The 17,886-nt window shown below is 31.7% G+C and carries 21 protein-coding genes; 20 read left to right on the top strand and 1 reads right to left on the bottom strand.

Annotation, left to right across the window (positions count from 1 at the left end):
- Positions 1-226, bottom strand: a 226-nt coding sequence (locus tag BO51_RS00760; RefSeq protein ID WP_496483092.1) for a helix-turn-helix domain-containing protein, incomplete at its 3' end; no start/stop codon positions are given.
- A gap of 186 nt (positions 227-412) precedes the next feature.
- On the opposite strand from BO51_RS00760, the gene hrcA reads away from it, so the two are divergent.
- The 20 genes from hrcA (at position 413) to recO (ending at position 17,803) form a co-directional block, all read left to right on the top strand.
- Entirely contained in the window at positions 413-1,459 is a 1,047-nt protein-coding gene (gene hrcA / locus BO51_RS00765; RefSeq protein ID WP_496483093.1) for a heat-inducible transcriptional repressor HrcA, read from the top strand.
- 5 nt (positions 1,460-1,464) lie between these two features.
- Positions 1,465-2,037 carry a nucleotide exchange factor GrpE gene (gene grpE / locus BO51_RS00770; RefSeq protein WP_496483094.1) on the top strand — a complete coding sequence of 191 codons (573 nt, stop codon included), beginning with the start codon at positions 1,465-1,467 and terminating at the stop codon, positions 2,035-2,037.
- Between the two features lie 13 nt (positions 2,038-2,050).
- Entirely contained in the window at positions 2,051-3,868 is a 1,818-nt protein-coding gene (gene dnaK, locus BO51_RS00775) for a molecular chaperone DnaK (RefSeq protein WP_496483095.1), read from the top strand.
- Between the two features lie 74 nt (positions 3,869-3,942).
- Entirely contained in the window at positions 3,943-5,061 is a 1,119-nt protein-coding gene (gene dnaJ, locus BO51_RS00780) for a molecular chaperone DnaJ (protein ID WP_496483096.1), read from the top strand.
- 93 nt (positions 5,062-5,154) lie between these two features.
- Positions 5,155-6,072: a 50S ribosomal protein L11 methyltransferase gene (prmA, locus tag BO51_RS00785; protein ID WP_496483097.1), complete on the top strand. Its 918-nt coding sequence runs from the start codon at positions 5,155-5,157 to the stop codon at positions 6,070-6,072.
- Between the two features lies 1 nt (position 6,073).
- Positions 6,074-6,826, top strand: coding sequence for an RsmE family RNA methyltransferase (locus tag BO51_RS00790; protein ID WP_496483098.1), 753 nt, complete (start codon positions 6,074-6,076; stop codon positions 6,824-6,826).
- Positions 6,814-8,106 (top strand): tRNA (N(6)-L-threonylcarbamoyladenosine(37)-C(2))-methylthiotransferase MtaB, encoded by a 1,293-nt coding sequence (gene mtaB / locus BO51_RS00795; protein WP_496483099.1) that lies wholly within the window; start codon positions 6,814-6,816, stop codon positions 8,104-8,106. Before BO51_RS00790 ends, mtaB begins: the two co-directional genes overlap by 13 nt.
- 20 nt (positions 8,107-8,126) lie before the next feature.
- Positions 8,127-8,465, top strand: a complete 339-nt coding sequence (locus tag BO51_RS00800) for a histidine triad nucleotide-binding protein (protein ID WP_496483100.1) — start codon at positions 8,127-8,129, stop codon at positions 8,463-8,465.
- A 104-nt stretch (positions 8,466-8,569) separates the two neighbouring features.
- Entirely contained in the window at positions 8,570-8,752 is a 183-nt protein-coding gene (gene rpsU / locus BO51_RS00805; RefSeq protein ID WP_135271125.1) for a 30S ribosomal protein S21, read from the top strand.
- A 16-nt stretch (positions 8,753-8,768) separates the two neighbouring features.
- Positions 8,769-9,212, top strand: coding sequence for a GatB/YqeY domain-containing protein (locus BO51_RS00810; RefSeq protein ID WP_496483101.1), 444 nt, complete (start codon positions 8,769-8,771; stop codon positions 9,210-9,212).
- An 83-nt stretch (positions 9,213-9,295) separates the two neighbouring features.
- The gene (locus tag BO51_RS00815; RefSeq protein WP_496483102.1) at positions 9,296-10,591 is read left to right on the top strand and encodes an NfeD family protein; all 1,296 of its coding nucleotides are present in this window, start codon (positions 9,296-9,298) and stop codon (positions 10,589-10,591) included.
- 1 nt (position 10,592) lies between these two features.
- Positions 10,593-11,573, top strand: coding sequence for a flotillin-like protein FloA (floA, locus tag BO51_RS00820; protein WP_496483103.1), 981 nt, complete (start codon positions 10,593-10,595; stop codon positions 11,571-11,573).
- A gap of 11 nt (positions 11,574-11,584) precedes the next feature.
- Complete coding sequence (locus tag BO51_RS00825) at positions 11,585-12,028, top strand: hypothetical protein (protein ID WP_496483104.1); 444 nt, start codon at positions 11,585-11,587, stop codon at positions 12,026-12,028.
- A gap of 112 nt (positions 12,029-12,140) precedes the next feature.
- A complete protein-coding gene (locus tag BO51_RS00830; RefSeq protein WP_496483105.1) occupies positions 12,141-13,109 on the top strand; it encodes a PhoH family protein in 969 nt (322 codons plus the stop codon).
- A gap of 11 nt (positions 13,110-13,120) precedes the next feature.
- Positions 13,121-14,545, top strand: a complete 1,425-nt coding sequence (locus BO51_RS00835) for an HD family phosphohydrolase (protein ID WP_496483106.1) — start codon at positions 13,121-13,123, stop codon at positions 14,543-14,545.
- A gap of 2 nt (positions 14,546-14,547) precedes the next feature.
- The gene (gene ybeY / locus BO51_RS00840; RefSeq protein ID WP_496483107.1) at positions 14,548-15,012 is read left to right on the top strand and encodes an rRNA maturation RNase YbeY; all 465 of its coding nucleotides are present in this window, start codon (positions 14,548-14,550) and stop codon (positions 15,010-15,012) included.
- 1 nt (position 15,013) lies between these two features.
- Complete coding sequence (locus BO51_RS00845) at positions 15,014-15,721, top strand: diacylglycerol kinase (protein WP_496483108.1); 708 nt, start codon at positions 15,014-15,016, stop codon at positions 15,719-15,721.
- Positions 15,722-15,737: 16 nt separating this feature from the next.
- Positions 15,738-16,148 (top strand): cytidine deaminase, encoded by a 411-nt coding sequence (locus BO51_RS00850; protein ID WP_496483109.1) that lies wholly within the window; start codon positions 15,738-15,740, stop codon positions 16,146-16,148.
- Complete coding sequence (gene era, locus BO51_RS00855) at positions 16,141-17,031, top strand: GTPase Era (protein ID WP_496483110.1); 891 nt, start codon at positions 16,141-16,143, stop codon at positions 17,029-17,031. The genes BO51_RS00850 and era overlap by 8 nt, the downstream gene beginning before the upstream one ends.
- Positions 17,032-17,044: 13 nt before the next feature.
- The gene (recO, locus tag BO51_RS00860) at positions 17,045-17,803 is read left to right on the top strand and encodes a DNA repair protein RecO (protein ID WP_496483111.1); all 759 of its coding nucleotides are present in this window, start codon (positions 17,045-17,047) and stop codon (positions 17,801-17,803) included.
- The last annotated feature ends 83 nt before the right edge of the window (positions 17,804-17,886 follow it).

The raw sequence follows: 17,886 nt of genomic DNA on the forward strand, positions 1-17,886 counted from the left end.
TAAGTTCAACAATTAAAGATTTAATATCATCCGCAATAGCATGCTTAGGCTTTCTACCTCGATTTTTGTGTATAATGAACGCAGGTCCTTGTTCTACAACTCCTTTCTTTAACCTTAATACTTGGCGTTCACTTAGGTTTAAAAGTTCAGCAGCTTCACGAATAGTTAATACTCCATCAATAGTTTGGTTAATAACCCTAAGTCTTGTTATTTCCTTTTGGGTCATATTAAAAATCTCCTCTCTCATACTGACATTTTATCAGATTAAATTTAATATGACATTATCATAGAATATTTATACATTTAATACAAAAATACTTGACAAACATTGAATAAGATGGTAGTCTATATATAGAATTAGCACTCAATAAGTAAGAGTGCTAACAATCATCCAAAGGTTAGAGGTGATTTTATGTTGGATGAAAGGAAGTTAAAAGTCCTATTAGCAGTTATAGATAGTTATATAATCACAGGAGAACCCATAGGGTCTAGAACAATTACAAAATTTTATGACCTAGGGGTAAGTTCTGCAACTATAAGAAATGAGATGTCTGATTTAGAAGATTTAGGGTATCTTAATAAAACGCATACTTCTTCTGGAAGAGTTCCATCAGACAAAGCGTATAGATTTTATGTTGACAACTTTTTTAACAATAGTATCCTACAACTGGATTTGGCTAGAAAAGACCAGATTAAGAGCTTTTTAAAAAAGGAATACAAGGAAATCGACCAACTCATAGACGACTTAGCAAAGATACTTGCTCAATTGACAAAATACACTGCTGTGGCATTATCACCTCAAATTAAAGAAACCAAGATAAAGCATATACAATTGCTGCCAATGGATGAGAATCAAATTCTTGCGATCATGGTTAACGAAGCTGGGCTTATTAAGAAGTCGATAATTAATACAGACAATAATATATCTGAAGAAAATCTTGTTTATATAAGCAATTATCTGTCTAAAAGGTTAAAGAATAAGACATTTAGAGAGTTAGCTAATGAGATTGGCAATGGAATATTAGATGATTATTTTGAATATAAAAATGAGTTAAAGAGACTGTTGCCGATACTCTTTGATTCTATTGATGACACCGAAGGCATGAAAGTATATGCAGAAGGTATAACAAATATTTTGGAGTTTCCTGAATATAGAGATATAGACAAAGCGAAAGAAGTTCTTTCGGTCTTAGAGGATAAAGAAAAACTTATCTCTGCACTTACCAACAATAAGTTAGAAGAGATAGACGTAAAGATTGGTGAAGAAAACAATCATGACTCTATGAAGGAATTAAGTGTTATAACAGCCACATATAATAGCGACGGAGAAATTGCTGGAAAGATAGGGATTATTGGACCTAAAAGAATGAATTATATTGAACTAATAAAGACTATTTGGGTATTTTCTGAAAGCATTACTGATATTTTGAACGATTATTTCAGTGGAAACGAGAGGTGATAATTATGGTTGATCAAAATAAAACACCCGAAGAAAATATACAGCAGAATAATGATGTAGAAAATACTATTTCTGATTTAAATAATGAAGGAAAATCTGAGGAAGATTTTAAGGGGGTAGATGACATAAATAATACAAAAGAATTGTTGCGCCAAAAAGAAGAAGAAATTAATGATTTGAATAATAAAATAATGAGGTTGCAAGCAGATTTCTTGAACTATAAAAAAAGGACAGAAAAGGAAAAAGAAGAATCTGTAAACTTTGGAATACAAGCTGTAATAACAGATTTACTTCCTATAATAGATAATTTTGAAAGAGCACTTGATTCTGCTACTAATAAAGAAGATAGCTTTTATAAAGGGATAGAAATGATTAAAGATCAACTTTATGATTTATTAGAAAAGTACAATATAAAGGAAATAAAAGCACTTGGGGAGAAATTCGATCCAAATGTTCATCACGCGATTTCAACAGTCGATTCTAAAGAAGAAGCAGGAACAGTAATAGAAGTTTATCAAAAAGGGTATTTAATGGAAGACAAGGTAGTTAGACCATCTATGGTAATAGTATCAAAATAAAGGAGGAGATATTATGAGTAAGATAATTGGAATTGACTTAGGAACAACTAACTCTGCCGTAGCAGTTATGGAAGGTGGAGAACCAATAATAATTCCTAATTCAGAAGGAAATAGAACCACACCATCTGTAGTTGCATTTACGAAAGATGGAGAAAGATTAGTAGGAGAAACTGCTAAAAGACAAGCTATCACAAATCCCGATAGGACAATACAATCAATAAAAAGACATATGGGAACTGATTATAAAGTTAAAATAGATGGAAAAGAGTATACACCTGAAGAAATTTCGGCAATGATATTGCAAAAACTAAAAGCTGATGCTGAAAGTTATCTTGGCGAAACTATAACTGAAGCGGTTATAACAGTTCCAGCATATTTTACAGACAGCCAAAGACAAGCTACAAAAGATGCAGGTAAAATAGCAGGATTAAATGTAAAAAGAATTATCAACGAACCTACTGCAGCAGCATTAGCTTATGGACTTGATAAAGAACATGGTCAACATAAGATAATGGTATACGATTTAGGTGGAGGTACTTTCGATATTTCAATACTAGAAGTAGGCGATGGAGTATTTGAAGTATTAGCTACTAGAGGAAATAATAGGCTAGGTGGAGACGATTTTGACAATAGATTAGTAGACTATATAGCAGAACAATTTAAAAAAGAGCACGGCATAGATCTAAGAAATGACAAAATGGCTTTACAAAGATTGAAAGATGCTGCAGAGAAAGCTAAGAAAGAGTTATCTACCACTAAGTCAACAAATATAAATCTGCCATTTATTACAGCGACTAGTGAAGGACCATTACATCTAAATATGGACATTACTAGAGCGAAATTTGAAGAATTAATTGCTGATTTAATTGAAATGACGATAGAGCCTGTACGACAAGCACTTAAAGATGCAGGGTTAGAAGCTAGTGAGATCGAAAAGGTGCTTTTAGTTGGTGGGTCTACGAGAGTTCCAGCTGTACAAGAAGCTGTTAAGAAGATAATTGGAAGAGATCCACAAAAAGATATAAACCCTGATGAATGTGTTGCAATTGGTGCTGCTATTCAAGGCGGAATTTTAAGCGGAGAAGTTAAAGATTTATTATTGCTAGATGTAACACCATTGTCATTGGGAATTGAGACATTAGGCGGTGTTACAACTAAGTTGATTGAGAGAAACACCACAATACCAACTAGAAAGTCTCAAATATTTACAACAGCGTCAGACAATCAAACTTCAGTAGACATTCATGTAGTTCAAGGGGAAAGACAAATGGCTAGTGACAACACAACTTTGGGTAGATTCCAATTAACTGGTATACCACCTGCTCCAAGAGGAGTGCCTCAAATAGAAGTTACATTTGATATTGATGCAAACGGAATAGTAAATGTAAGTGCAAAAGATTTAGGTACAGGAAAAGAACAAAAAATTACAATAACATCTTCTGCAAATTTAAGTGAAGAAGAAATTCAAAAGAAAATAAAAGAAGCTGAGAGATTTGCTGAAGAAGATAGAAAGAAAAAAGAAAGAATTGAAATTAGAAACAATGCAGACTCAATGGTATATCAAACAGAAAAGATACTGAAAGATCTTGAAGGCAAGATATCAGATGATGAAAAGAAAAAAGTTACAGACAAACTGGATTCACTCAAAAAAGCTCTTGAGGGTGATGACATAGACGACATCAAGAGAAAGACAGAAGAGTTAACTAACGAATTCCAAGCTATATCACAAAAATTATATGAAAATGTGCAATATCAACAAGGTGGGGCAGATGAAGGCAAAAAGTCCGATGATGTAGAAGATGCAGATTATGAAGTTGTCGATGAAGACTAATTAAAATTTAAGAGTCAAAGCTAATATATATTAGCTTTGACTCAAAATTTTAAGATAGGGATAGGAGCTGGTGTATGACTGTGAGAGATTACTATGAGATATTAGAAGTTACGAAAGAAGCCTCGCAAGAAGAAATCAAAAGATCGTATAGAAGACTTGCTAAGAAATATCATCCTGATTTAAATCCAAACGATAGTGAGGCTGAACAAAAATTTAAAGAGGTAAATGAGGCTTATGAAGTATTAAGCGATGATGAAAAAAGAGCTAGATATGATAGATATGGGCATGCTGGAGTGAATCAGCAAGGGGCTGATTTTGGAGGATTTGGAGATATATTCGATGATTTGTTTGATATTTTTGGAGGCGGATTTTCAAGAGGTTTCAATAATAAAAAGAGAGGCCCAGAGAGAGGTACAGATTTAAGATATGATTTAAGATTAGAATTTAAAGAAGCAGTTTTTGGAGCAAAAAAAGAAATTTCTGTAAAGAGAATGGAAGAATGTCATGTATGTAATGGCACAGGAGCAAAGCCGGGAACAAGCAAAACAACTTGTACAAAATGTAAGGGAACTGGTGAGTTGAGGTATAATCAGCAAACTCCATTTGGAAGATTTGTAAGAGTTATGCCATGTGACGAATGTAATGGAAGCGGAGAGATAATCGAAGAGAAATGTGATCATTGTCATGGCACTGGAAAAGAGTTAAAATCAAAGAAAATAACTATAGATATACCTGCTGGTGTAGATAACGGGAATGTAATTACTTTAAGAGGTGAAGGCAACATTGGTGAAAAAGGTGCACCAAGAGGTGATCTATATGTTTACATTTCAGTAAAAGAAGATGATGTATTTAAAAGAGAAGGCAATGACTTATTCGTCATTATACCTATAACATTCACTCAAGCGACATTAGGGGCAGAGATAGAAATTCCCACATTGGATGGTATTGAAAACTACAGTTTACCTGAAGGAACGAAGTCTAATTCGACATTTAAATTAAAGAACAAAGGAGTACCTAATGTAAAAGGCACAGGAAGAGGAGATTTATACTTTACTGTTGAGATTGTAATTCCTACTAACTTAAATGATAAGCAAAAGAAAATGTTACTCGATTTATCTAAGGAGTTAGGTGAAAAATACAGCGCTCCTACAAAAAAGAGATTTTTTGACAAAGTCAAAGATGTATTTCACTAACAACCACAAAAGTGGTTGTTGTTTCATATATAGCAAATTTTATTATCATAGGGTATAATATTATTGATTAAATAACTTGCTAGGAGTGTTAAAATGAAGTGGTATGAATTTCTAATTAGTACCAATAGAAAAAATGAAGATTTAATTACATATATCTTATATGATATTGGCGCTAAAGGTCTTGAAATTGTTGATAGAGGTGTTATTAATGAAATCATTGAACAAAAGGATAAATGGGATTTTATTGATGAGACCTTGCAGGAAACAATTTGTGAAGATATAATTATTAAAGCGTATTTCTCTGAAGTAGATGATATAGATTTAATTAAAACTACTTTAAACAACAGAATAGTAGATGAAAATATTGGCTCATTATCAATAAATGTCGTAGATGAAAGTGAATGGGAAGATAACTGGAAAGCTTTTTTTAATACAATGAGAATTGGTGAAAATATTATAATAAAACCCACGTGGGAGAACTATTTGTCCAAGGCTAGCGATATTGTTATCGAGTTGGATCCAGGGATGGCTTTTGGTACAGGCACCCATGAGACTACATATATGTGTGCACAAGCTCTTGAAAAACTTGGTGTAAAGGGGAAAAAAGTCTTTGACATAGGCTGCGGGAGTGGAATCTTGAGTATAATTGCGGCAAAATTAGGAGCAAAAGAAGTCATTGGTATAGATTTAGATATGACGAGCGTCGAAGTTGCCAAGAAGAATATATTAAATAATAATGTAAGTGACATTGTAGAAATAAGGCATGGTGACTTATTATCACAGATAACTGACAAAGCTGATGTTATAGTGATGAATATAGTTGCTGAAATAGTAGCAGATGTAATCAATGATTTGAATAAGTATTTAACTGGTGATGGAATTTTTATTTGCTCTGGAATTATAGATAAAAAGAAGGATATTGTTATTAATGCACTGAATAGAAATTCCTTTGACATATTGGAGATTAACAATACTAATGATTGGATTTGCATAGTAGCAAAGAGGAGATAAGATGCATAGATTTTTCATTGATGAAAAACCAGAGGACAATTTAATAACAATAAGAGGAAAAGATGCAAAACATATCAGAGATGTATTAAGGATGAATATTGGGGATAAAGTTGAGATAGTTTCTGATAATGTAAAATATATTTGCTGCATTGATAATTTTGATACAAACTTAGTTTTACTAAATGTAATTCAATATGAAAGTATAAGTAATGAACCAAAATTAAAAATAAATTTATATCAGTCGATTCCAAAATCAACTAAAATGGAATTGATTTTACAAAAATGTACAGAAATAGGCGTAGTATCATTTACTCCAGTTATTACTACCAGAACTATAGTAAAAGTAGATGATATAAGTAAGGAATTAAAAAAAATCACACGTTGGCAAAGCATAGTATATGAAGCAGCGAAACAGTCAAAAAGAGACATAGTGCCAAAAGTGAATTCAATCATAGACTTTAGAGATGCTTTGAATCAATTTATGGGTAAAACAACAATTGTTCCATATGAAAATGAACATTATGAAGATTTACACTCGACGAGAGAAAAGTATATTAGTTCAGAAGAAGTAAATATTTTTATTGGGCCTGAAGGAGGATTTACCGAACAAGAGATACAAGAACTAAAGAAAATAGATTCTATAATCGTTTCGTTAGGGCAAAGAATACTAAGAACAGAAACAGCAGGCATTGTGATTTCGACGATTTTATTACATGAAGCACATGATTTAGGAGTGATTAAATGGATAGGGTAACATTTCATACATTAGGTTGCAAAGTTAACCAGTATGAAACTGAAGCAATGATGGAATTATTTAAAAATAAAGGTTATACAATTGTAAGTGAGGAAGATTTCGCGGATATTTATGTAATAAATACTTGCACTGTTACAAATATGTCGGATAGAAAATCAAGACAATTTATTAGAAAGGCAAAAAAAATCAACCCAGACTGTCTAGTAGCAGTTGTGGGATGTTATTCTCAAGTGTCTCCTGAGGAAGTAGAGAATATTGAAGGAGTAGATGTAATAATCGGAACAAACAATAGAAATATGATAGTTGAACTTTGTGAAGAATCTAAAAACACTGGAGAGAAAATAAACAAAGTTATTACATCTAATCAACTCAGATCATTTGAAGAAATAAAAATAAATACAATTGAGTCAAAGACTAGAGCATATCTAAAGGTTCAAGATGGATGCAATCAATACTGTAGTTATTGTATTATACCATATGCCAGAGGGCCGGTAAGAAGCAGGGAATACTTAGAAGTAGAAAGAGAAGTAAAAAAACTTGCTAAAAATGGATTTAAAGAAATCGTATTGACAGGCATACACATTGCATCATATGGAAAAGATTTGGAAGCTATAGATTTAAAAAAGCTTATTTACAATTTGAGCTTTATAGAAGGAATTCAGCGAATTAGATTAAGTTCAATTGAACCTAATATAATAGATGAAGAATTTATGAAGATAGCTTATAATACTAAAAAAGTATGTGATCACTTTCATTTATCTCTTCAAAGTGGAAGCGACACAGTGCTAAGCAGAATGAACAGAAAGTATAATACTATTGAGTATTACGAGAAAGTTGATTTAATCAGAAAGTATTTTCCAAATGCTGGAATTACGACTGATGTTATAGTCGGGTTTCCCGGAGAGACTGATGAAGAATTTAAACAGACGCTAGAATTTGTTCAGAAGATTGGCTTTTCGAAAATCCATGTATTTAAATTTTCTCCAAGGAAGGGGACAAAAGCCTACAGCATGAAAGATCAAGTGCCAAGCAGTATAAAAGAAGAGAGAAGCAAAATTCTAATTGATGTAAGCGATAGTATGATGAAAGACTTTAACAAAAAGTTGATAGGATGTAAAGCTGATGTACTATTTGAATCCAAATTTCAGGGAGAAGGCCTCTATGAAGGGTATACAACCAACTATGTTAGAGTTTTTAAGAAGTCTGAAAGCGACTTAGTAGGTCAAATTAAGAAGGTAACACTTAAAGAAATTTTAGATGATAAAATTATGGCTATTTAATTACGAGGAGGTGAGATAGAGTGGATTGTTTGTTTTGTAGTATTATAAACAAGGAATTACCTAGTGATATAGTTTATGAGGATGAATTGGTTATTGCAATAAATGACATAAATCCACAGGCGCCAGTGCATTTTCTGATAATACCCAAAAAACATATTAAATCCTTGAATTATTTAGAAGAACCTGATTTAGTCTATATTACACATATAACAAAACTAATTCCCAAATTAGCTAAAGAATTTGGCCTAGATGAAGGATATAGAGTTGTCAATAATTGCGGAGATTTAGGGGGACAGACTGTAGATCATATTCATTTTCATGTTCTGGGTAAAAGACAAATGTTGTGGCCACCAGGTTAAAAACAGTTGAAAATAAGTTATTTATGATGTATAATGAGGTAGTGTCAAATCATAGTTAAATAGTGTTATATCACTCTTGTAGTTAAGAGGGGAGGGAAGGGTCTATGACAGAAATCAAAGTTGGTGAAAATGAATCTCTTGATAATGCTCTTAAAAGATTTAAGAGACAATGTGCTAGATCAGGCGTCATTGGAGAAGTAAGGAAAAGAGAACATTACGAAAAACCAAGTGTAAAAAGGAAGAAAAAATCTGAAGCAGCAAGAAGAAAGAAAAGTGCTAGATATTAGTAAGAAGGTGTAAAGAATGTCTCTAAAAGATAAGCTTATGGATGATATGAAAAATTCCATGAAGAATAAAGACACTATCAGGAAAAACACTATTACTATGGTTAGAGCTGCGATAAAACAAAAAGAAGTAGACGAAAGAAAAGAACTTAGTGATGAAGAAATTTTGGACATTATATCAAAACAATTAAAAGAAAAGAAAATGGTAATAGAAGACTTTAGAAAAGGAAATAGAGAAGATTTAGTAGAGCTTACAGAAGCAGAGATGAAAATTCTTTTGGAATACCTACCTGAGCAATTGTCTTATGAAGAAGTTAAGAGAATTGTTAAAGATACTATTGACGATATGGGTGAAGTTACATCCAAAGACATAGGTAGAATTATGAAGGAAGTTATGCCAAAAGTAAAAGGGAAAGCAGATGGAAGCCTAGTGAATAAAGCTGTAAAAGAGCTATTAGAATAACCTGAGAAAACTCAGGTTATTTTTGTGTGAATAACAAAATAATGGGTATAACTAAAACAGTTGGTTTGGAGGGAGGTGATTGAATGAAAAGACGTATAAGAATAATCTTTGCTCTAATTTTAATGTTAACAATTACTATTCAAATTACATATTCAGCAGACATGAATAGCAAGGGAAACGTATATGTCGTACCAATTAAAGGCGAAATCAATAATGCCACATTCAATTTTGTTGAAAATCAAATTGAAAAATTGAATAAGGATGGAGCTGCAGCTATAATATTTGAAATTGACACTTATGGAGGCTTGGTGGATGCAGCAATTAAGATAAAGGATGCTATTATTGAATCAAATATACCAACTATATCCTTTGTGAACAACAAAGCTTTGTCTGCGGGTGTACTTGTAACAATAGCTTCTGATCATGTAGTAATGTCTGAAACATCAGTAATCGGAGCTGCAGAAACCATACCTAATGATGAAAAAACTTTGTCAATGTGGAGATCTGTGTTGAGAGACACTGCACAATTTAGAGGAATTGATCCGTTATATATTGAAGCTATGGCAGACAAAGATATTGCAATACCGGGAGTAATTGAAAAAGGCAAATTATTGAGTCTTACAGCGATTGAAGCACACGACTATGGTGTTTGCGAACTCATTTCATCCGATTATAATGAAATGTTAGAAAATTTCGGAATAAATTACTCTAATATTGAGATGGTAGATGAAAGTATGCAAATTCAATTTTCAAAATTGATATCAAGTCCACTTGTTAGTTCGTTATTACTTACGTTAGGCTTCCTTGGATTAGTAATCGAATTATTTACTCCAGGTTTTGGCATAGGTGCGGCAATATCGTTAATTGGATTTGGATTATACTTTGGAGGCAACATACTAGCAGGAAATTCTGGCTGGACAGAGATAGTTTTGTTTATAATTGGGCTAATATTATTAGGTATTGAAGCCCTAGCGCCGGGTTTTGGATTGCCGGGCATATCAGGAATAATAATAATATTAGTTGGCGTAGTTTTAGCTATGGATAATCTTGAATATGCTATAATGTCTTTAAGTATAGCAATAATAATTTCGACATTTATAGGAATTGGACTTGTGCGGAAAGGATACAACAGTAAATTGTTCAGAAAAGTAATTCTTAATAGTAAGCTAGTGACCAATAAAGGTTATCTAAGTAATACGGATAGATCTTATATGACAGGTAAAGATGGGAGAACAATAACAGATCATAGGCCATCAGGTTTTAGTATGATAGAAAATGAAAAAGTAGATACTATATCTGATGAAGGATTTATTTCAAAAGATACAGAAATTATTGTTACTAGAGTAGAAGGGTCAAAAATAATTATTAGGAGGAAATAGAATGATAGGAACCATATTATTAGCAGTTGTTATAATTATATTGCTTATTTTATTTTTTACATTTGTGCCTGTAGGGTTATGGATAACTGCTTTTTTCTCAGGTGTCAAAGTAAAAATATCAACTTTAATAGGCATGAGACTTAGACGGGTCGCACCAAATAGAATAGTTAATCCAATGATAAAGGCCACTAAAGGCGGATTAAATATAGATATAGATGAGCTTGAAGCTCATTATTTAGCAGGCGGTAATGTAAACACTTTGGTAGATGCTTTAATAGCAGCGCAAAGAGCAAATATTCCACTCGACTTTGAAAGAGCTGCAGCGATAGATTTAGCAGGTAGAAATGTTCTGGAAGCTGTACAAGTGAGTGTTAATCCAAAAGTTATAGAAACTCCTAAAATTGCTGCTGTAGCAAAAGACGGTATTGAAGTAATAGTTATTGCTAGAGTAACTGTAAGAGCAAATATTGAAAGATTAGTTGGTGGCGCTGGTGAAGAAACTATAATAGCCAGAGTTGGAGAAGGAATTGTAACAACAGTCGGTAGTTCTGACACTCATAAAGCAGTGTTAGAAAACCCTGATAGTATATCTTATACAGTTCTACAAAAGGGGTTGGATGCAGGGACTGCATTTGAGATACTTTCTATTGATATAGCAGATGTTGATGTAGGAAGAAATATTGGAGCAAAACTTCAAATGGACCAAGCAGAGGCAGATAAGAAAATTGCACAAGCTAAAGCTGAAGAAAGAAGAGCTATGGCTGTTGCTAGAGAGCAAGAAATGAAAGCAGAAGTACAAGCGATGAATGCAAAACTAGTTGAGGCTGAGGCACAGGTGCCATTAGCAATAGCTCAGGCATTAAGAGAAGGAAATCTGGGAGTAATGGATTACTACAATATGAAAAACCTATTGGCTGATACTGATATGAGATCCTCTATTTCTAAATTAACGGGCGAAAATGAACCTAAGAAAGACAAATAGGATGTGATAATTTGGATCCAATAATAGACATTGGCAGTTCAATATTTAATTTAGTTGTTGCTATATTACTTTTTGTGCTGGGTAGAAGCTATTCTGAAAAAAAGAAAGTTGAAGAAAACAAAAAGAAAGAAATGCAACAATTTGACAATAAATATTATAGGAATGAAAAAAAAGAAGCACAAACAAATTACAAAGAGAATAAACCTTCTATTTACAGATCTAAATCAAGTTCTGAACCTAATTATAAGGAAATTGACAATTCGCTTGAACAAAAATTAGCTGAATGGGAAACTGAACTCTATTCTGAAAGTGATTATGAAATAGATGCCTTTGAGAAAGATTATTTTAGTTATGATGAATTAAGAGATTCAAATGGTTATTCTGGATTAAAAACAGACATATTAAAAGGAATAATCTTTTCAGAGATAATTAGCAAACCAAAATGTAAAAAATGAAATAAGAGCTTCTGATGAAGCTCTTATTTCATTGCGCTCTAAAATAACATAGAAAACAGTTGATTATTATGCTATGATAAATATATATTCGATTTATGTAGGAGGTAAAATATTGTCAAGTAATAAAGAAACATTAAGTATTACGGTAGAAGATGAAAATATTGTAAAAAACTTATTTGGTAATTTAGATAAGAACATTGAGCTAGTACAAAACAAGTTTAATGTCAACATTCATTTATTAAACGATGAAATAGTCATTCAAGGAGATAAAGAAAATGCGTCATCTGCTTATAATTTATTAAATTATTTAATTGATATAATAAAAAAGCAGAAATTTTTATCTTATCAAGATATTGTTTATTCTATAAATATATTAAAAAACAGCGATGACTCTAATTCTTTAGATATAATGAATGATGTTGTGACTATTAGTGCTCAAGGCAAGAGTATAATGCCTAAAACTATTGGACAAAAAAGATATGTCGATGCTTTAAGGAAAAATGATATAGTATTTGGGATAGGACCTGCTGGGACAGGAAAAACTTATTTAGCAATGGCTATGGCTGTTCAAGCTTTTAAAAACAAGGAAGTCAACAGAATTATACTAACAAGGCCTGCTGTAGAAGCAGGAGAAAATCTAGGATTTTTGCCTGGGGATTTGCAAGAAAAAGTAGATCCATATTTAAGGCCAATATACGATGCGCTTTTTGATATTTTAGGTTCGGAAAATTTCTTCAGACTATTCGAGAAAGGGCTTATTGAGGTTGCCCCTTTAGCTTATATGAGAGGTAGAACTTTAAATTCTTCTTATGTAATATTAGACGAAGCACAAAATACAACAAATGAGCAAATGAAGATGTTTTTAACTAGGCTTGGATTTGGGTCTAAAGCCATTATAACAGGAGATGTAACACAAATAGATTTAGCTAAAGGAAAACAGTCTGGTTTAGTCACAGTATCTAAAATATTAAAGGGCATATCAGGAATAGAATTTATAAATTTAACAAGCGCAGATATCGTAAGACATCCATTAGTACAAAAGATTATTGAAGCATATGAGAGAGTTGACAATCAACAATAAGGGTAGATATTATGAATAGAAAAGAACTAAAAGCAAATGATTTTATAAATTATATATATAGATATAAATTAAATGCTATATTCATATCATTGTTTTTAATATCTATGATTGCGCTTGCAATTAGATATCAAAATCTCCAAACATTTTATGAGTTAAATAATGGTTTGCGAAATAATATTATCAATAAAGTTGGAATAAGCTTATTGATTTTAATTTTGACATCTGTATTCATATATTATTTATATAATTATGCTAAGGAAATAATTTTAAAGAGAAACGATTTGGCATTGTTATTTATAATAATGGGCATTAACATAATTATTAGTTTTTTTCTTAGGGACTATGCTTTATTTATTGTAACTTTTTCATTTGGTTCGATTTTAATATCTCAATTACTAGATCATAAAATTGCTATAGCTTCAAACTGCTTTATGTATTTAATATTGAATATATTGTTGCATGGGAATACTGTAAGTTTAATAATATCAGTGATTAGTATAAGTGCCGCAATATTGCTTACAAAAGAAACCGTACAGCGCAACAATCTAATTTTATGCGGAATGCAAATTGGGATTTTTGGAATAATCTTGTACACACTGTTTATTTTGTCTGGCTATTATGGTAAATTAGATTATAGAATTGCAATTGTAGAGTTATTTCTTGGAGGATTGATTTCTTCAATAATAGCTCTAGGCTCTTTGCCAATGTGGGAGAAACTTTTTGGAATTTTAACTTCCTTTAGATTGATAGAACTTTCAAATCCTAACCAACCATTATTGAAGCGACTTGCTATAGAAGCTCCAGGAACTTATCAGCACAGTATTTTGGTAGGAAATTTATCGGAAACAGCATGTGAAGCTATTGGAGCTAATTCATTGCTTGCGAGAGTTGGATCGTATTATCATGACATTGGTAAAATAAAAAGGCCTCTAATGTTTAAAGAAAATCAATTTGGCATAGAAAATCCGCATGATAAGCTTGATTTACTACAAAGCGTTGATATTATAACATCTCATAGAGATGATGGCATTCATTTAGCCCATGAATATAAACTTCCAAATGAGCTAATAGACTTTATTGACCAACACCATGGCACAACATTAGTTGCATATTTTTACAATAAAGCTAAAGAAGAAGGGTCAAGCCTTCCACAAGATAGGTTTAGGTATAAGGGGAAGAAACCACAGACAAAAGAAACTGCTATTGTGATGCTTGCTGACTCTTGTGAAGCAGCTATTAGAAGCATAAACAAACTAGATGAAGAAATGATTGCTAAAACAATTAAGAACATTGTTAAAACAAAATTGGATGACGAGCAACTTAATGAATCTCATCTTACTGTAAGAGATTTGCTCATCATACAGGAAATCTTTATTAGCTACTTTAGAGGAGTCTATCATCAAAGAATAGAGTATCAGACGACATTGGAGGAATAGGTATGAGAGTACTAATAGATAATAGACAAAGAAAAATTGACATTGACGAAGAAATTGAGTCTGCAATAAATAAAGCGATAAGGACATGCCTACAAATAGAAAAAAGGTCTTTGAACTACGAAGTTAGCATTTCCTTTGTTGATAATGACGAAATTCAAAGTTTAAATAAAGAGTATAGGAATTTAGATAAACCAACTGATGTTTTGTCATTTCCACTAGATGATTACGATCATAACACTGATCATTATATTTTAGGAGATATTGTAATATCAACTGATAAAGCAATAGAGCAAGCTATGGATTTTGGACATAGCATATTGAGGGAAATTATATATCTCACCGTGCATAGCATGTTTCATCTACTAGGATATGATCATATGAATGATGAGGATAAACAAATTATGAGAGAAAAAGAAAAAAGTGCTTTAAGAGAGATAGGTATATTTAGAACTGGCGAAGGTGATTAATTTGAATTTAAAAAGGCTAATTGAAAGTTTTAACTATGCTGTCAATGGAATTATTGCAACTATAAAAATGGAAAGAAACATGAAGATCCATTATACAATAGCTATAATAGTTTTAGTCTTGAGCTTAATGCTTAACTTTTCAAAGATGGAGTTTTTAATTCTCATTTTTGCCATAACTTTAGTTTTGGTTTCAGAATTGTTCAATACAGCCATTGAGAAAACTGTCGATATGATAACACTTGAATATCATCCGTATGCGAGAGTAATTAAAGACATATCTGCAGGAGCAGTTCTCATAGCTAGTATCAATTCCGTAATTGTAGGTTACCTTCTCTTTTTTGATAGATTGAATCCTTTTAAAGACATTGTGTTGCAGAGGATAAAGAATTCTCCTGTCTATTTAACTTTTATAGCATTACTCATAGTTGTTCTCATAGTTATTGGGTTAAAGAGCAGATTTTATAGAAAAAAGGGGACACCTTTTCAAGGTGGTGTAGTTAGTGGACACAGTGCCATTGCTTTTTTAATTGCTACGATTCTTTCAACTCTTATTGATAATTTGCTTACCATAACATTATCCTATGGACTAGCTTTTTTAGTGGCTGAGAGTAGAGTAGAAGGGGGGATACATTCTACCAGAGAGGTTGTTTTTGGCGCTTTGATAGGAACTTTAGTAGGCATAATGATATTTCAATTTATATACAAATAAATAAGGAGAGAACATAATGAACGATAGAGAATTAATAAAGTTGGCGATGGAAGCCAAAGAAAATGCTTATGTGCCATATTCAAAATTCAAAGTTGGTGCAGCCCTAATAACTGAAGATGGAAGTGTCTACACTGGTTGCAATATAGAAAACGCATCTTATTCACCAACAATATGTGCTGAGAGGACAGCTATTGCAAAAGCTGTTTCTGATGGGCACAGAAAGATAACCAAAATAGCTATTGTGGGAGATTCGCATTACACATATCCATGTGGAGTATGCAGACAAGTAATTAGAGAATTCGGCAAAGATTCAGAGATAATAATTGCTAATAATGAAGAAGCCTATAAAAAATACAATCTAAATGATTTGTTGCCAAATAGTTTTGGACCTGAAAACTTGATAAAAGAGGAAGAGAAAGATGTATAAGTCAGGTTTTGTAACAGTTATTGGCAGACCAAATGTAGGAAAATCAACATTGCTAAATCAGATAATTGGAGAAAAAATATCCATAATTTCTGATAAACCTCAAACAACTAGAAATAAAATACAATTAGTATACACTGAAGAAGATGTTCAAATTGTTTTCCTTGATACACCTGGAATTCAGACCCCAAAAAATATCTTAGGAGAATACATGTTAAAAGTTTCGAAATCAACATTAGATGAAGTTGATGTTGTGACTTTTATGGTTGACAATAGCATGGAAATAGGAAAACAAGACAAAGGAATTATCGAACAATTAAAAGATGTTAAAACTCCTATAATCCTGCTTATAAATAAAATCGATCAGCTAACAAAAGAAGAGATTGATTATCTAATTAATAAATATGAAGCTATGAACATGTTTGAAGATATAATACCAATATCTGCCATACAAAATAAGAATGTAGATTTATATATAAATGCGTTAAAAAAGCTATTGCCTGAAGGGCCTCAATATTATCCAGATGATATGATAACTGATCAACCCGAAAGAATGATAATTGCTGAAATAGTTAGAGAGAAAGCTCTTAATAATCTTGAGGAAGAAATTCCACATGGTATATATGTAGAAGTACAAGAAATTAAAGAAAGAGAAGGTAAAAATCTCTTAGATGTATATGTTAATTTATACTGTGAAAAAGAATCTCACAAAGGCATGATAATTGGGAAAAACGGGAAAATGCTTAAAAAAATAGGTACTGAAGCAAGAAGTGACATCGAAAAGCTAATGGATACTAAAGTAAATCTTAAAATCTGGGTTAAAGTTGAGAAAAATTGGAGAGACAAAGTAGATAAAGTTAAATATTTTGGTTATAAGCTTAGCTAGAAGAAGGATTAATATGGAAGAAACATTAAAAACTGAAGGAATAGTTATTAAATCATCTAGATTTAAAGAAAATAGTAAAATATTAACCGTTTTGACTCAAAGGTTTGGAAAGATTAATATCATGGCTCAAGGAGTCATGAAGCCAAATTCTAAAGCTCTTGCATACTCAGAAGTGTTTTCAACAAGTGAATTCATTTTGAAGAAAGGAAGAAATTTCTATTATATTATAAGCGCTGATTTGATTAATTCTCATTACTTTCTAAGAGAATCCATTGAAAAAATGGCAGTTGGTTTCTATTTTCTTGATTTGGTAGATAAATCTATTCCAGAGGAAGAAATAAATATAAAAATTTATAATATGTTAATAGTCGCGCTAAATAATCTAGAAGGCAGAGAAGTTGATTATATAGATTTAGTTCTCGGGTTTGAGTTAAAATTGATAAGCTTAATTGGTTACAAACCATATTTAGTAAATTGCATGGATTGCCATACAAATAATTCTAATAGCTGGTATTTCGATATTGAACAAGGCGGTATATTGTGTTCAAATTGTAAAACTAAGGAAAGCAAGTACATTGACTATAAGCATGTTAACAAGATGTCAAGGTATATAAGTTTACCTTTCAATGAATTGTCTAATTATACTGTTAACAGTGAAGACAAGTATAAATTGCATAACTTAGTTTATAAATACATTCAGACCAAGCTAGATATAAGAGAAATAAAGTCTTGGAACATTTTAAAAGATTTATTTGAAAATTCTATAACTTGACATATAAAAGAAAATTTGGTAGATTAAAATAAGTTATGAATATAGATATGCAATGATAAAGAAGGTCTTTTAATCTTATTTAT

Source organism: Soehngenia saccharolytica DSM 12858 (genome assembly GCF_059568515.1).

Bases quoted from the DNA above. Each gene is read 5' to 3' on its own strand.
- hrcA (WP_496483093.1), top strand. From the start codon at position 413: ATGTTGGATGAAAGGAAGTTAAAAGTCCTATTAGCAGTTATAGATAGT.
- grpE (WP_496483094.1), top strand. From the start codon at position 1,465: ATGGTTGATCAAAATAAAACACCCGAAGAAAATATACAGCAGAATAAT.
- dnaK (WP_496483095.1), top strand. From the start codon at position 2,051: ATGAGTAAGATAATTGGAATTGACTTAGGAACAACTAACTCTGCCGTA.
- dnaJ (WP_496483096.1), top strand. From the start codon at position 3,943: ATGACTGTGAGAGATTACTATGAGATATTAGAAGTTACGAAAGAAGCC.
- prmA (WP_496483097.1), top strand. From the start codon at position 5,155: ATGAAGTGGTATGAATTTCTAATTAGTACCAATAGAAAAAATGAAGAT.
- BO51_RS00790 (WP_496483098.1), top strand. From the start codon at position 6,074: ATGCATAGATTTTTCATTGATGAAAAACCAGAGGACAATTTAATAACA.
- mtaB (WP_496483099.1), top strand. From the start codon at position 6,814: ATGGATAGGGTAACATTTCATACATTAGGTTGCAAAGTTAACCAGTAT.
- rpsU (WP_135271125.1), top strand. From the start codon at position 8,570: ATGACAGAAATCAAAGTTGGTGAAAATGAATCTCTTGATAATGCTCTT.
- BO51_RS00810 (WP_496483101.1), top strand. From the start codon at position 8,769: ATGTCTCTAAAAGATAAGCTTATGGATGATATGAAAAATTCCATGAAG.
- BO51_RS00815 (WP_496483102.1), top strand. From the start codon at position 9,296: ATGAAAAGACGTATAAGAATAATCTTTGCTCTAATTTTAATGTTAACA.
- floA (WP_496483103.1), top strand. From the start codon at position 10,593: ATGATAGGAACCATATTATTAGCAGTTGTTATAATTATATTGCTTATT.
- BO51_RS00835 (WP_496483106.1), top strand. From the start codon at position 13,121: ATGAATAGAAAAGAACTAAAAGCAAATGATTTTATAAATTATATATAT.
- ybeY (WP_496483107.1), top strand. From the start codon at position 14,548: ATGAGAGTACTAATAGATAATAGACAAAGAAAAATTGACATTGACGAA.
- BO51_RS00850 (WP_496483109.1), top strand. From the start codon at position 15,738: ATGAACGATAGAGAATTAATAAAGTTGGCGATGGAAGCCAAAGAAAAT.
- era (WP_496483110.1), top strand. From the start codon at position 16,141: ATGTATAAGTCAGGTTTTGTAACAGTTATTGGCAGACCAAATGTAGGA.
- recO (WP_496483111.1), top strand. From the start codon at position 17,045: ATGGAAGAAACATTAAAAACTGAAGGAATAGTTATTAAATCATCTAGA.